Below are 14,823 nucleotides of genomic sequence, written 5' to 3' on the forward strand. Positions count from 1 at the left end.
GTCGAGAGTATCGAATCAATGCCGCACATTTTGATCGTCGAAGACGAAACCATTATCCGCTCCGCCTTGCGCCGCCTGCTGGAACGCAACCAGTACCAGGTCAGCGAAGCCGGTTCAGTGCAGGAAGCACAAGAACGCTTCAGTATTCCCACATTCGATCTGATCGTCAGCGACCTGCGTCTGCCGGGTGCTCCGGGCACCGAGCTGATCAAGCTCGGCCAGGGCACGCCGGTGCTGATCATGACCAGCTACGCCAGCCTGCGCTCGGCGGTCGACTCGATGAAGATGGGCGCGGTGGATTACATCGCCAAGCCTTTCGACCACGATGAAATGCTTCAGGCTGTCGCGCGGATCCTGCGCGATCGCCAGTCGGCGCCTGCTGCCGGCGAAGCAGCTCCCGCGAAATCGGCCAATGGCAGCGGCAAATCCGCCATCGACAACAGCAATGGCGAGATCGGCATCATCGGTTCGTGTCCGCCGATGCAGGATCTTTACGGCAAGATCCGTAAAGTCGCGCCGACCGATTCCAACGTATTGATCCAGGGTGAGTCCGGTACCGGTAAAGAGCTGGTGGCCCGTGCCCTGCACAACCTGTCGAAACGCGCCAAGGCACCGATGATCTCGGTGAACTGCGCCGCCATTCCGGAAAGCCTGATCGAGTCCGAACTGTTCGGCCACGAGAAAGGCGCGTTCACCGGTGCCAGCGCCGGTCGCGCCGGTCTGGTGGAAGCGGCGGACGGCGGCACGCTGTTCCTCGACGAAATTGGCGAGTTGCCACTGGAAGCTCAGGCTCGTTTGCTGCGTGTCTTGCAGGAAGGCGAAATTCGCCGGGTTGGCTCGGTTCAGTCGCAGAAAGTCGATGTCCGGTTGATCGCCGCGACCCACCGCGACCTCAAGAGCCTGGCGAAAATCGGCCAGTTCCGTGAAGACTTGTACTACCGCCTCCATGTGATCGCGTTGAAACTGCCGGCCCTGCGCGAGCGAGGCGCCGACGTCAACGAAATCGCCAATGCGTTCCTTGCTCGCCAGAGCGCACGCATCAACCGCACCGACCTGAAATTTGCCGCCGATGCCGAACAGGCGATCCGGCACTATTCCTGGCCGGGTAACGTACGGGAGCTGGAAAACGCCGTCGAGCGCGCCGTGATTCTGAGCGAAAGCCCGGAAATCTCTGCCGACCTGCTGGGCATCGACATCGAGCTGGGTGATCTGGAGGACGACGAATTCATCGGCCTGCCGGCGCAACCGGCCGGTAACGCCAGCAACAGCAGCCACGAGCCGACCGAAGACCTATCACTGGAAGACTACTTCCAGCATTTCGTGCTCGAGCATCAGGATCACATGACCGAGACCGAACTGGCGCGCAAACTGGGCGTCAGCCGCAAATGCCTGTGGGAGCGTCGTCAGCGTCTGGGCATTCCACGGCGCAAGACCGGGGTCGCCAGCGAGAGCTGAACGTTACCTGTCGAGTGTGCGGGTTACCGTTGAAGAGGTGAAAAAACTGTTACCTCAGTCTTTTCACGTAACAGAAGCCGGGGTTATCGGTAACGAAACCCCGGCTTTTTTTTGGCCTGCGAAAACGGTTATATCGACCTAACCCCTTGTTTTATTGGGGCTCGCAAAAGTTGGCACGGCACCTGCTATATGTTTGGTACAAGAACAATAACAAGCAATGCACAAGACAATAAAAATAAGACGAATCGACTCACGCACAATAAAAACAAGACGGCGAGAGGCGCAGCTAACTGATTCTTTTGGAGAGGCGTTGTATTTGGGGCTAGCCCCACGACCAGGCCGAGAACAACAAAAACTGTCTTAAGACAGAGCCTGTACTGGTTGGATCGCAAGATCACTGCAACACAGCGACCAAAGCAATCCGTTTGCTCTTGGCTCCCGATTGGGAGGGTCATGAAGGAAAAGCTTCATGGCGAGGGCACTCAACAAAAACAAGAAGCCCGAATCAATAATAAAAAGAGCACGCAACTACTTCTTGGGGAGCTTCGGCTCCCCTTGTAGTTTCTTCTTTCCGGCAAATCCCCCCTTCTGACGCATCCCCACCCCCTCTAGCCTGCGGCTTGCAGCGCAAAACGGCAGCGTCCTACACCATCCCTCGACTAAATGCTAGAATCCCGGCCCATCATGCGGTCATTCTCTGGTATGGCCGAACATTCCTTCAAACAGTGCATCCCATGCTGAAGAAGCTGTTCCAGTCATTCCGAACTCCCCTGCGTCGTACGCAACACATCCGTAGCACGCCTGAAGTCCTCAACAGCGGCCAACATTCGCTGCAGAAGGCGCAATTCAGCCGTTACGCGGTCAACATCGTCGAACGTCTGCAGGGCGCCGGCTACCAGGCCTACCTGGTTGGCGGTTGTGTGCGAGACATGCTGCTGGGCATCACGCCCAAAGACTTCGACGTCGCCACCAGCGCCACCCCCGAGCAGGTTCGTGCCGAATTCCGCAACGCGCGGATCATCGGCCGCCGCTTCAAGCTGGTACACATCCATTTCGGTCGCGAAATCATCGAAGTCGCGACCTTCCGCGCCAATCACCCGCAAAACGAAGACGACGAAGACAGCAACCAGTCTTCGCGCAACGAGAGCGGGCGCATTCTGCGTGACAACGTCTACGGCACCCTGGAAGAAGACGCGCAACGCCGCGACTTCACCATCAACGCCCTGTATTACGATCCGGTCAGCGAGCGCATCCTCGACTACGCCAACGGCGTGCACGACATCCGCAATCACCTGATCCGTCTGATCGGCGACCCGAAGCAGCGTTACCAGGAAGACCCGGTGCGGATGCTGCGGGCCGTGCGTTTTGCCGCCAAGCTCAATTTCGGTATCGAGAAGCACACCGTCCAGCCAATCCGCGAACTGGCGCCGATGCTGCGCGAGATCCCGTCGGCCCGCCTGTTCGAGGAAGTGCTCAAGCTGTTCCTCTCCGGTCACGGTGCCATCACCTTCGAGATGCTGGTCGACCTGCAACTGTTCGCCCCGCTGTTCCCGGCCAGTGCCGATGCGCTGGAACACAACCCGGAATACACCCACACGCTGATCAGCGAAGCACTGACCAACACCGATCTGCGGATCAAGCAGAACAAACCGGTGACCCCGGCGTTCCTGTTCGCCGCGCTGCTGTGGCCTGCCCTGCCGGCCCGCGTGTTGCGTCTGCAAGAGCGTGGCATGCCGCCGATTCCGGCGATGCAGGAAGGCGCTCACGAACTGATCGCCGAACAGTGCCAACGCATTGCGATTCCAAAACGTTTCACCATGCCGATCCGCGAAATCTGGGACATGCAGGAACGCCTGCCACGCCGCAGCGGCAAACGCGCCGATCTGCTGCTGGACAATCCGCGCTTCCGCGCCGGCTACGACTTCCTGCTGCTGCGTGAAAGCGCCGGAGAGCAGACCGATGGCCTGGGCGAATGGTGGACCGATTATCAGGACGCCAACGACAGCGAACGTCGCGACATGATCCGCGACCTCAGCGGCAAGGGTGATGACGCCAGTGGCGCACCGCGCAAACGTCGCCGCAGCAGCGGTTCCAAGCGCAAACGTGCCGGCGCACCGAGCGCCACGGGCGAATAAGGCATGGAACGCATCTACATTGGCATGGGCAGCAACCTGGCTGACCCGGCCGAACAATTGCGCAGCGCGGTCGACGCACTGAAGCAATTGCCCGACACCGAACTGGTCGGTGTATCTGCCTTCTACCAAAGCGACTCGCTGCTGCCGGGCCAACCGCGTTACACCAACGCGGTTGCCGCGCTCGACAGCGCGCTCGCCCCGCTGGATCTGCTCGATGCCTTGCAGGCGATCGAAAACGATCAGGGCCGCGAACGCCTGGAGCGCTGGGGCCCGCGCACGCTGGATCTGGACATTCTGCTGTTCGGTGATCGCCTGATCGACGAGCCGCGCCTCAAAGTCCCGCATTACCACATGCAGGAACGCGCGTTCGTTCTCTATCCCCTGGCCGAACTGGCTCCCGATGATCTGCGTCTGGCCGATGGCCGCACCCTTGCCGATCTTCTCGCAGCCTGCCCGTTCGTCGGCCTCGAACGCCTCTCTCACGCCTGACAAAAACCGCTGATGCGGGAGCTCATCGGCTCCCGCATTTTGCGTTCTTGTAGGACAAAAAACCCGCAGATCAGGCCCGCCGGCCCGCTGAATCGCATCAGTAACGACGGTAACACTCCCCTCGTAACAATGCGGTAACACATGCAATTGACTTCCTGAGGCCTCATCACGACTATAGGCGTCCCGCTGCCGCCAACCCGGCATACAAGGGCGCAATCCAGGCCTTATAAGCACGACAAAAGAGCGTGCGCCTGAATAGATGACGAATCACGCGCGTTACTCGCAGTAGTTTCCAGAGCGCCTGAACGAGGATTTCTTACATGCCAGCCATCACCCTGACCACGCTCCAGAGCCTCAAGCAGAAAGGTGAAAAGATCACCATGCTGACCTGCTATGACGCGACCTTCGCCCACGCCTGCAATGAGGCCGGTGTCGAAGTGCTGCTGGTGGGCGACTCCCTCGGCATGGTCCTGCAGGGTCACGACAGCACCCTGCCGGTGACCACCGCAGAAATGGCCTACCACGTTGCCAGCGTCAAACGCGGCAACTCTGATGCCCTGATCCTGGCCGACCTGCCGTTCATGGCCAACGCCACCCTCGAGCAAACCATGACCAACAGTGCCCTGCTGATGCAGGCCGGCGCGCACATGGTCAAGGTCGAAGGCGCCTTGTGGCTGGCGGACTCGATCCGCCTGCTGGCCGAACGCGGCGTGCCGGTCTGCGCTCACATGGGCCTGACCCCGCAAGCCGTGAACATTCTCGGTGGCTATAAAGTGCAGGGTCGCAACGAGAACCAGGCACGCCAGATGCGCGCCGACGCGATCTCCCTGGAGCAGGCCGGCGCGGCCATGCTGCTGCTCGAATGCGTGCCGAGCGAACTGGCGGCTGAAATCACCCAGGCGGTGAAGATTCCGGTGATCGGCATTGGCGCCGGCAGCGACACCGACGGCCAGGTGCTGGTACTGCACGACATGCTCGGCCTGTCGATCAGCGGCCGTGTGCCAAAATTCGTGAAGAACTTCATGCAGGGTCAGGACAGCATCCAGTCCGCGCTGAAGGCTTACGTCAGTGAAGTCAAAGCCACCACTTTCCCCGGGATCGAACACGGATTCTCTGCATGAACACCGTCAAAACCGTACGTGAACTGCGCGCCGCCGTGGCGCGCGCCCGCAGTGAAGGCAAGCGCATCGGCTTCGTGCCGACCATGGGCAACCTGCACAGCGGCCACATTGCCCTGATCACCAAGGCCACCCAGCGCGTGGACTTCGTGGTCGCGAGCATTTTCGTCAACCCGCTGCAGTTCGGTGCCGGCGAAGACCTCGACAAATACCCGCGTACCCTGGCGGCGGATCAGGAAAAACTGCTGGAAGCCGGATGCGATCTGCTGTTCGCCCCGACTGTCGAAGAAATGTATCCCGACGGCATGGCCGGGCAGACCCGGGTCAGCGTTCCGCAACTGTCCGAAGGCCTCTGCGGCGCCAGCCGTCCGGGGCACTTCGAAGGCGTGGCGACAGTGGTCAGCAAGCTGTTCAACATGGTCCAGCCGGACCTGGCGATCTTCGGCCAGAAAGACTTCCAGCAACTGGCGGTGATCCGCGCACTGGTGCACGACCTGAACATGCCGATCCAGATCATCGGCGAGCCGACCGTACGCGCCGCCGACGGTCTGGCGCTGTCCTCGCGCAACGGTTTCCTCAGTGAAGAAGAACGCGCCGTGGCGCCAGTGGTCTATCGCACCCTGAGCAGCATTGCCGAGTCGATCAAGCAGGGCGAACGCGACTTCCCTGCCCTGATCCAGGCGCAACGCCAGCAACTGGAAGCCGCCGGGCTGCGTCCGGATTATCTGGAAATCCGCCACGCCCTGACCCTGCGTCCGGCAACGGCGGAAGATCGTGATCTGGTGATTCTGGTCGCGGCATTTCTCGGCACCACCCGGTTGATCGACAACCTGCATCTGAATCTCGATACCCCCGCCTGAACACCGGCAGACGCTGTGGAGGCGACCCCGCTCCCACAGCGTCTGCACGCACTTCCAGACTGTATTGCTGAGCACCTGCCCATCGGGCAAACTGCCCGCCGTTCGACTCGACACCAATAGCAGGGACTGCTCGCATTACCCGCCGTTTGTCGGCCCCGTCTGTTATCAATGTTAAAAAAGTACCGAAAACAGGTCAGACAAAGCCAAGACAGATCGCGGCGCTGGGTTTACTGTATTCGCCCTGCGCCAAAGTAATCGTGTCGACGCAGTTGCCCCCTCGCCCAAACATGGCGGGGAGGTCTTTTCAGTGTTCAAAAGGCCGTTCAAGTAAAAAGGAAAACCGCAGCGATGGCGTACTACCGCACTCCTCATGACGTTACCGCTCTGCCTGCCTGGCAAGCGTTGAAAGATCACCGCCAAGCCATGCAGGATTTCAGCATGCGCGAAGCCTTCAACGCCGATCCGCAGCGCTTCAATCAGTTCACTCTCAGCAGCTGCGGACTGTTTCTCGACTATTCGAAGAATCTGATCAACGCCGAGACCCGCAACCTGCTGGTGGGTCTGGCCAATGAAGTCGATCTCAAAGGCGCGATCAAGGCGCTGTTCGACGGCGAAATCGTCAACTCCTCCGAAGGCCGCCCGGCACTGCACACCGCCCTGCGTCGCCCGGTCGGCGACAAGCTGTCGGTCAACGGTGTCAACGTGATGCCTGAGGTACACAAGGTGCTGAACCAGATCACCGATCTCGTGGGCCGCATCCACGACGGTCTGTGGCGCGGTTACACCGAGAAGCCGATCACTGACGTTGTGAACATCGGCATCGGCGGCTCGTTCCTCGGCCCCGAGCTGGTCTCCGAAGCCCTGCTGTCCTACGCCCAGAAAGGCGTGCGTTGCCATTACCTGGCAAACATCGACGGCAGCGAATTCCACGAGCTGACGCAAAAACTGCGCGCCGAGACCACGCTGTTCATCGTTTCGTCGAAATCGTTCAACACCCTCGAAACCCTGAAAAATGCCCAGGCCGCACGCGCCTGGTACCTGGCCCAGGGTGGTTCGGAAGCCGAGCTGTATCGCCACTTCATCGCCGTATCGAGCAACAATGCCGCCGCCGTGGCCTTCGGTATCCGCGAAGAAAACATCTTCCCGATGTGGGACTGGGTCGGCGGTCGTTACTCGCTGTGGTCGGCCATCGGCCTGCCAATCGCGCTGGCCATCGGCATGTCCAACTTCAAGGAACTGCTGTCCGGTGCCTACACCATGGACCAGCATTTCCAGAGCGCGCCGTTCGAACAGAACATGCCGGTGCTGCTGGCCCTGCTCGGCGTGTGGTACGGCAACTTCTGGGGCGCGCAAAGCCACGCGATCCTGCCGTACGACCACTACCTGCGTAACATCACCAAGCACTTGCAACAGCTGGACATGGAATCCAACGGCAAGAGCGTGCGTCAGGACGGCACCCCGGTGTCGACCGACACTGGCCCGGTGATCTGGGGCGGCGTCGGTTGCAACGGTCAGCACGCTTATCACCAGTTGCTGCACCAAGGGACCCAACTGATCCCGGCCGACTTCATCGTGCCGATCGTCAGCTTCAACCCGGTCTCCGACCACCATCAGTGGCTGTACGCCAACTGCCTGTCGCAGAGCCAGGCGCTGATGCTCGGCAAGACCCTGCCGGAAGCCGAAGCGGAACTGCGCGACAAGGGCATGAGCGAAGACCAGGTGCAGAAACTCGCACCGCACAAGGTGATCCCGGGCAACCGTCCGAGCAACACCCTGGTGGTCGAGCGCATCAGCCCGCGTCGTCTCGGCGCACTGGTGGCGATGTACGAACACAAAGTCTTCGTGCAAAGCGTGGTCTGGGGCATCAACGCCTTCGACCAGTGGGGCGTGGAGCTGGGCAAGGAACTGGGCAAGGGCGTGTACAACCGTCTGGTCGGCAGCGAAGAAACCGCCGCTGAAGACGCGTCCACCCAAGGCCTGATCAACTACTTCCGCGGCCGTCACCGCGGCTGATCCCGCCCTGAACACACCCCCTCGCCATGAGGGGGTGTTTGTTCACAGGTATTGAACCCTCTCCGCTCTCGGCGCATCTTTATCCTTGTCGCACAACAAGAATAAGGAACCGTCATGTTCGATATCAGCACGTTCCCCAAAGCCGATGCCGTCCGCCGGGCTGCACAGTTGAGTCAGGACGACTACCAGCGCCTGTACCGCGAATCCATTGAACACCCCAGCACCTTCTGGGCCGAACAGGCCACCCGCTTCCTCGACTGGAGCACGCCGTGGCAGACCGTCCAGCGCTATGACCTGAAGACCGGCGACGCCGCCTGGTTTGCCGGTGGCAAGCTGAACGTCAGCTACAACTGCATCGACCGCCATCTGGAAACGCGCGGCGATCAGACTGCCATCCTCTGGGAAGGCGACGACCCTGCCGAATCGACGCAAATCACCTACAGCAAACTCCATCACCACGTCTGCCGCCTGGCCAACGTGCTGAAAAGCCGTGGCGTAAAAAAAGGCGACCGGGTGTGCATCTACATGCCGATGATCCCCGAAGCGGCCTACGCCATGCTGGCCTGCGCGCGGATCGGCGCGATTCACTCGGTAGTGTTTGGCGGTTTCTCCCCGGACTCATTGCGCGACCGCATTCTCGACGCCGACTGCCGCACCGTGATCACCGCCGACGAGGGCGTGCGCGGTGGCAAATTCGTGCCGCTGAAACAGAACGTCGACAAAGCCCTGCAGAGTTGTCCGAATGTCAGCACCGTCGTGGTGGTCGAGCGCACCCAGAACAAAGTCGACTGGGTCGAAGGCCGCGACCTCTGGTATCACCAGGCCGTGCGCGACGTCAGCGACGAATGCCCGCCGGAACCGATGGACGCAGAAGACCCGCTGTTCATCCTCTACACCTCCGGCAGCACCGGCAAACCCAAAGGCGTGCTGCACACCACCGGCGGTTACCTGCTGCAAGCGGCGATGACCTTCAAGTACTTCCTCGACTACCGCGATGGCGAAGTGTTCTGGTGCACCGCCGACGTCGGCTGGGTTACCGGCCACAGCTATATCGTCTACGGCCCGCTGGCCAACGGCGCCACCACACTGATCTTCGAAGGCGTGCCGAGCTACCCGAGCACTTCGCGGTTCTGGCAGGTGATCGACAAACACAAGGTCAACATCTTCTACACCGCCCCCACCGCCCTGCGCGCATTGATGCGTGAAGGCGCCGGGCCCTTGCAGGAAACGTCGCGACAAAGCCTCAGATTGCTCGGCAGTGTCGGTGAGCCGATCAACCCGGAAGCGTGGGAATGGTATTTCAACGTCGTAGGCGAACAGCGCTGCCCGATTGTCGATACGTGGTGGCAGACCGAAACCGGCGGCATCATGCTCAGCCCGTTGGTCAGCGCTCAGCAGATCAAACCAGGCTGCGCCACCCGGCCGATGTTCGGCGTGCAACCGGTGCTGCTCGATGAGCACGGCAAGGAAATCAAGGGCGCCGGCAGTGGCGTACTGGCGATCAAGTCGAGCTGGCCGGCGCAGATCCGCAGCGTTTACGGCGATCCGCAGCGCATGGTCGACACCTACTTCAAGCCCTACCCCGGTTACTACTTCACCGGCGACGGTGCCCGTCGTGACGAGGACGGCGATTACTGGATCACCGGGCGCATCGATGACGTGATCAATGTCTCCGGCCATCGCATCGGCACCGCCGAGGTGGAAAGTGCGTTGGTGCTGCACGACAGCATTGCAGAGGCCGCCGTGGTCGGTTATCCCCACGACGTCAAAGGTCAGGGGATTTATGCGTTCGTCACACCGATGAATGGCACCGAACCCAACGATGAGCTGAAGAAAGAACTGCTGGCCCACGTCAGCAAGGAAATCGGCAGCTTCGCCAAACCGGACCTGATCCAGTGGGCCCCGGCCCTGCCGAAGACCCGCTCGGGCAAGATCATGCGGCGGATCCTGCGCAAGATCGCCTGCAACGAGCTCGACAGCCTTGGCGACACCTCGACGCTGGCGGATCCGAGCGTGGTGCAGGGTTTGATCGATAAACGCTTGAACCAGTAAGGCTGCAAAAGCATCGCGGGCAGACTCGCTCCCTCAGGGACTTATGATCGACTGTGGGAGCGAGCCTGCTCACGATGGGACCCCCTCGATTGCCTGCCAAACTGCTAAACTCCCGCGCCCCGATTCTCTCCAGCAAGGCGCCCGCATGTCTTCCTTGAACCTGGCGCTGCGCGCCGCTCTCGATCAACGCCAGGATCTGCTCGCCGAGCTGCACAGTCAGGGCACCGACTGCTATCGGCTGTTCCACGGCAGCCAGGAAGGTGCCGGCGGCCTGACCATCGACCGCTACGGCCCGCAACTGATGGTGCAAAGTTTCCACCAGACCCTGGCGCGTGAAGACCTGCTGCAACTGCACACCATGGTCAACCAGACTCTTGGTCTGGAAACCCTGCTGGTCTACAACGACCGCTCCCGTGGCAATTCGCGGATCGACCGTGAAGACAGCGTCTACCGCGCCGACGACGCGGCATTGGCCGATCTGGTCGGCCACGAATGGGGTCTGAACTATCGCGTGCGCGGGCGCCACGCCGGACAGGATCCGCTGCTGTTCCTCGACCTGCGCAACACCCGCGGCTGGGTCAAGGATCATGCCAAGGGCAAAAGTGTGCTCAACCTGTTCGCCTATACCTGCGGCGTCGGTCTCAGCGCAGCGGCCGGCGGTGCGCGCGAAGTGTGCAACCTGGATTTCGCCGAGGGCAATCTGGCTGTCGGCCGCGAGAATGGTCAGCTCAATCCACACCTGCCGGCCATGGAATTCATCCAGTCCGACTATTTCCCGGCGATCCGCCAACTGGCCGGCCTGCCGATCAGCCAGCGTCGCGGGCAGAAATTGCCGAGCTATCAGCGTCTCGAACAGCGCCAGTACGATCTGGTGCTGCTCGACCCACCCGCGTGGGCCAAGAGTGCGTTCGGCACCGTCGATCTGCTGCGCGATTATCAAAGCCTGCTCAAGCCGGCCCTGCTGACCACCGCAGAGAATGGCGTGCTGATCTGCTGCAACAACCTGGCGAAAGTCAGCATGGACGACTGGCGTGAACAGGTGCTGCGCTGCGCCGAAAAAGCCGGGCGGCCGGTGCGTGAATGGAGCGTGATGACGCCAGGTGCCGACTTCCCTTCGCGGGATCAACAACCGCCGTTGAAGACACTGATTCTGCAGCTCTGATCTTTGCCCCTGTAGGAGCAGTCTTCGGAGGCTCCTACAGAAATTGCAGACAAATCTGAACAATCCTGTCTCGCGCGATGTACTTCGGAACCGGAATCGCGTGCCATACTCCAAGGCACTCCGATTCAGACAGATGAAGCCGCACATGCCCAAAGGATTGATTCGCGCGATTGGCGCCCTGTTGACTGCTCTGGCCCTCTACAGCCTGCTGGGGTTCCTGATTTTGCCGGGCATTGCGCTCAGGGTGGTGAATCAGCAACTGGCCAACTACGCCACGGTGCCGGCTCATCTGCAGCGCATCGAACTCAACCCGTTCAGCCTTGAACTCACGCTGTGGGGCCTGGTGATCGGTGAGCCGGGCAAGGAACAGGTCGGCTTCGAACGGTTGTACGCCAACCTGCAACTCGACAGCCTGTGGACCAAAGCCCTGCATCTGTCCGACATCGAACTGGAAAAATCCAAAACCGAAATCCTGTTCGCCAAGGATGGTCAGCTCAACCTGCTCGGCCTGTTCAAGCTCCCCGCCAGCGAGCCCACCCCGGCCGATCCCGACGCCAAACCGTTTCCGCTGCGCATCGACCGGATCCAGCTGGCCGGCGGCAACCTGCATTTCGTGGATGCGCGCCCCAGCGAACCGATCGAATTTCTCTACGACAAGCTCGACTTCGAGCTGAAAAACCTCAGCACACTGCCCGAAGACAACGCCGACATGACCCTCGTCGCGATCGGCCCGGCCGGTGGGCAGATCGACTGGAAAGGCAACTTCAGCCTGATCCCGATCGCTTCCGAAGGCACGCTCAAGATCACCGACGGCCAGATGAAAGCCTTCTGGCCCTACGTGCGTGATGCCGTGCCACTGGTGCTGGAAAACGGGGTCGTCAGCCTGAGCACCGACTACAAGCTCAACCTGTCCAAGGAAACCGAACTGCTGCTGAACAACGTGGCGGTCAATATAGCGCCGTTCGCCATCAAGGCGCCGGACGGACGCCCGCTGGCGAAACTCGAGCGTCTCGACGTCAGCGACACCACGGTGGACCTGGCCAAGCAGCAAGTGGTGGTTGGCAAGATCCGCAGTCAGAAACTGGAAACCTGGGCAGCCCTGGAAGCGGACGGCCAACTGGATTGGCAAAAACTGTTCGCCAGCCAGCCGTCGAAACCCGCCGCAAAAGCTGCGGCGGAACCCAAAAGCACTCCGGCCGCCGCCGACTCGCCGAAACCCGAGCCGACCGCGCCGAGCAAACCGTGGCAAGTGCTGCTCAAGGACGTGCAACTGCGTGACTACAAAGTGCATCTGGCCGATCGTTCGGCGAAGCCCGAAGTCACTCTGGACGTCACCCCGCTGAACGTCGATCTGCAAAACTTCGACAGCCTCAACGGCTCACCTTTCAACCTCAAACTCGACACCGGCCTGGGCAAGCAAGGCAAGATCAGCGCCGACGGCGTGGTCAACCTGGCCCCGGTCACCGCGCAGCTCAACGTGAAAACCCAGGACATCGACCTGCGGGTCGCGCAGTCCTACATCAACCCGTTCATTCGTCTCGAACTGCGCAGCGGCATGCTCGGCAGCGACCTGAAAGTGAACCTGAAAAGCACTGACCCGCTGGCCCTCAGCGTCACCGGTCGTGCTCAGATCGATCAGTTGCACACCCTCGACACCCTGAAAACCCGCGACTTCCTCAAGTGGCAGCAAGTGGTGGTCGAAGGCCTGAACTATCAGCACGGCGACAGCCTGTCGATCGACAGGGTCAACCTGTTCCAGCCGTATGCACGGTTCATGATCAACGATGACCGCACCACCAACATCGACGACCTGCTGATCCCGCAGCAGGCCGACTCCGGGGCGAAGACCGCTGCGGCGAAACCGGCGAGCAATGACAAACCACTGGGCATTCACATCGGTGGCATCGCGATCAACGACGGCTCGGCCAACTTCGCCGACTTCAGCCTGACCCCCAACTTCGCCACCGCGATTCAGCAGCTCAACGGCCAGATCGGCACCATCGACAGCCGTCAGGCGAAACCGGCCAGCGTCGACATCAAGGGCAAGGTCGACCGCTATGCACCGGTGACCATCAAGGGCGCGGTCAACCCGTTCGATCCGATGGCCAGCCTCGACATCGCCACCAGTTTCAAACGGGTCGAACTGACCACCCTGACCCCCTACTCCGGCAAGTTCGCCGGCTACCGGATCCGCAAGGGCCGGCTCAACCTCGACCTGCATTACCTGATCACCAAAGGCCAGCTCAAGGCCGAGAACAAAGTGGTGGTCGAGCAGCTGCAACTGGGTGAGAAAGTCGACAGCCCGGATGCCGTGAGCCTGCCGCTGAAACTGGCTATCGCCCTGCTCAAGGACGTCGACGGCAAGATCTCCATCGAGCTGCCGGTCACCGGTGACCTGAACAACCCGCAATTCAGCGTGATGCCGATTGTCTGGCAGACCCTGCGCAACCTGATCGTCAAAGCCGCCGCCGCACCGTTCAAGCTGATTGGCGGTCTGGTCAGCGGTGGCGGCTCGGAAGACCTCGGCACCGTGTCCTTCGCACCGGGTTCCAGCGACCTGAGCAAAGACGCCGAAGCGGCGCTGGTGAAACTGTCGCAAGCGCTGAAGGAGCGTCCGGCCCTGCGCCTGGAAATCGAAGGCACTGCGGCAAAAAGCAGTGACGGTCCGTTGCTCGCAGAACAGCGCCTGGAACGTGAATACCAGTACAACTACTACAAGATGCTCCAGCGCCGCGGCGACAAGGTGCCGGCTCAGGCTTCGCTGATCCAGGTACCGGAAAACGAAAAAGGTCCGCTGCTTGAAGGCATCTATCGCACTCGCCTGAAAACCCAGCCACCGGCCGAGTGGAAGGATCTGGGCAAGGAAGAACGCACCGCGAAAATGCGCGCCGACGTGATCAAGTTCTGGAGCTCCAGCGACGTGCTGCTGCGCCAGCTCGGTCAGGACCGGGCCAGCAGCATCAAGGACTATCTGGTGGACAAGGGCCAACTGGCCGACGATCGCGTGTACTTCATCGACGCCAATCTCGGCGAAGCGGAGAGCGACGGCCGGGTGGTGACGCAAATGCATCTGGATGCCGAGTGATGAACCGAAACTGGCTGACTGCAATGGGGCTGGCGTTGATCGCCAGCCAGGCTGCGGCGTCCGATACCCTGCGCTGCGGCAGCCAGCTGGTAAGCCTTGGCGACCGTGCCAGCGAGGTGCTGCAAAAATGCGGTGAGCCGGTCAGTCGCGATCTGCTCGGTTACAAGCGCAGCGTCAACCGCCGGGAAGAGTTTCAGGTCGAGGAATGGACCTACGGCCCGAGCAACGGCATGTACCAATACCTGCGTTTTGAAGGCAATCGCCTGAAGCAGATCAACAGCAAACGCGGCAACTGACCTCCGCACTTTTTCCTCCCCAGAAATAGAACAGGCCCCGACATAAATGCCGGGGCCTGTAATGGCCACATTCCGTGTGGCCGGTCGCATGAACTCTAAAGTGCGGCAGACGTATTGCTCGGCCCGCCTGTCGCGTCTTCTCCCTGTCCAGGCGAGAA

10 protein-coding genes are annotated in these 14,823 nt (G+C 61.0%); all 10 read left to right on the forward strand.

Annotated elements, in window-relative coordinates; all coding sequences use genetic code 11:
• Positions 1–18: 18 nt before the first annotated feature.
• The 10 genes from QRN46_RS23720 (at position 19) to QRN46_RS23765 (ending at position 14,665) form a co-directional block, all read left to right on the forward strand.
• Complete coding sequence (locus tag QRN46_RS23720) at positions 19–1,455, forward strand: sigma-54-dependent transcriptional regulator (RefSeq protein ID WP_011335968.1); 1,437 nt, start codon at positions 19–21, stop codon at positions 1,453–1,455.
• A 734-nt stretch (positions 1,456–2,189) separates the two neighbouring features.
• On the forward strand, positions 2,190–3,590 hold the full coding sequence (locus QRN46_RS23725) for a polynucleotide adenylyltransferase PcnB (RefSeq protein WP_007959609.1): 1,401 nt from the start codon (positions 2,190–2,192) through the stop codon (positions 3,588–3,590).
• Between the two features lie 3 nt (positions 3,591–3,593).
• On the forward strand, positions 3,594–4,079 hold the full coding sequence (gene folK, locus QRN46_RS23730) for a 2-amino-4-hydroxy-6-hydroxymethyldihydropteridine diphosphokinase (protein ID WP_221615871.1): 486 nt from the start codon (positions 3,594–3,596) through the stop codon (positions 4,077–4,079).
• Positions 4,080–4,399: 320 nt separating this feature from the next.
• Positions 4,400–5,200 (forward strand): 3-methyl-2-oxobutanoate hydroxymethyltransferase, encoded by an 801-nt coding sequence (panB, locus tag QRN46_RS23735; protein ID WP_011335970.1) that lies wholly within the window; start codon positions 4,400–4,402, stop codon positions 5,198–5,200.
• Entirely contained in the window at positions 5,197–6,057 is an 861-nt protein-coding gene (gene panC / locus QRN46_RS23740; RefSeq protein ID WP_011335971.1) for a pantoate--beta-alanine ligase, read from the forward strand. The genes panB and panC overlap by 4 nt, the downstream gene beginning before the upstream one ends.
• A gap of 348 nt (positions 6,058–6,405) precedes the next feature.
• Entirely contained in the window at positions 6,406–8,070 is a 1,665-nt protein-coding gene (pgi, locus tag QRN46_RS23745) for a glucose-6-phosphate isomerase (RefSeq protein ID WP_011335972.1), read from the forward strand.
• A 114-nt stretch (positions 8,071–8,184) separates the two neighbouring features.
• Complete coding sequence (gene acs / locus QRN46_RS23750) at positions 8,185–10,122, forward strand: acetate--CoA ligase (RefSeq protein WP_285357621.1); 1,938 nt, start codon at positions 8,185–8,187, stop codon at positions 10,120–10,122.
• Between the two features lie 145 nt (positions 10,123–10,267).
• Positions 10,268–11,284: a class I SAM-dependent rRNA methyltransferase gene (locus tag QRN46_RS23755; protein ID WP_011335974.1), complete on the forward strand. Its 1,017-nt coding sequence runs from the start codon at positions 10,268–10,270 to the stop codon at positions 11,282–11,284.
• A gap of 133 nt (positions 11,285–11,417) precedes the next feature.
• On the forward strand, positions 11,418–14,369 hold the full coding sequence (locus QRN46_RS23760) for a DUF748 domain-containing protein (RefSeq protein WP_011335975.1): 2,952 nt from the start codon (positions 11,418–11,420) through the stop codon (positions 14,367–14,369).
• Positions 14,369–14,665, forward strand: a complete 297-nt coding sequence (locus tag QRN46_RS23765) for a DUF2845 domain-containing protein (RefSeq protein ID WP_011335976.1) — start codon at positions 14,369–14,371, stop codon at positions 14,663–14,665. Before QRN46_RS23760 ends, QRN46_RS23765 begins: the two co-directional genes overlap by 1 nt.
• Positions 14,666–14,823 lie beyond the last annotated feature (158 nt).

The sequence above is a fragment of the Pseudomonas sp. lyk4-R2A-10 genome, from assembly GCF_030209075.1.
GTDB lineage: Bacteria > Pseudomonadota > Gammaproteobacteria > Pseudomonadales > Pseudomonadaceae > Aquipseudomonas > Aquipseudomonas glycinae.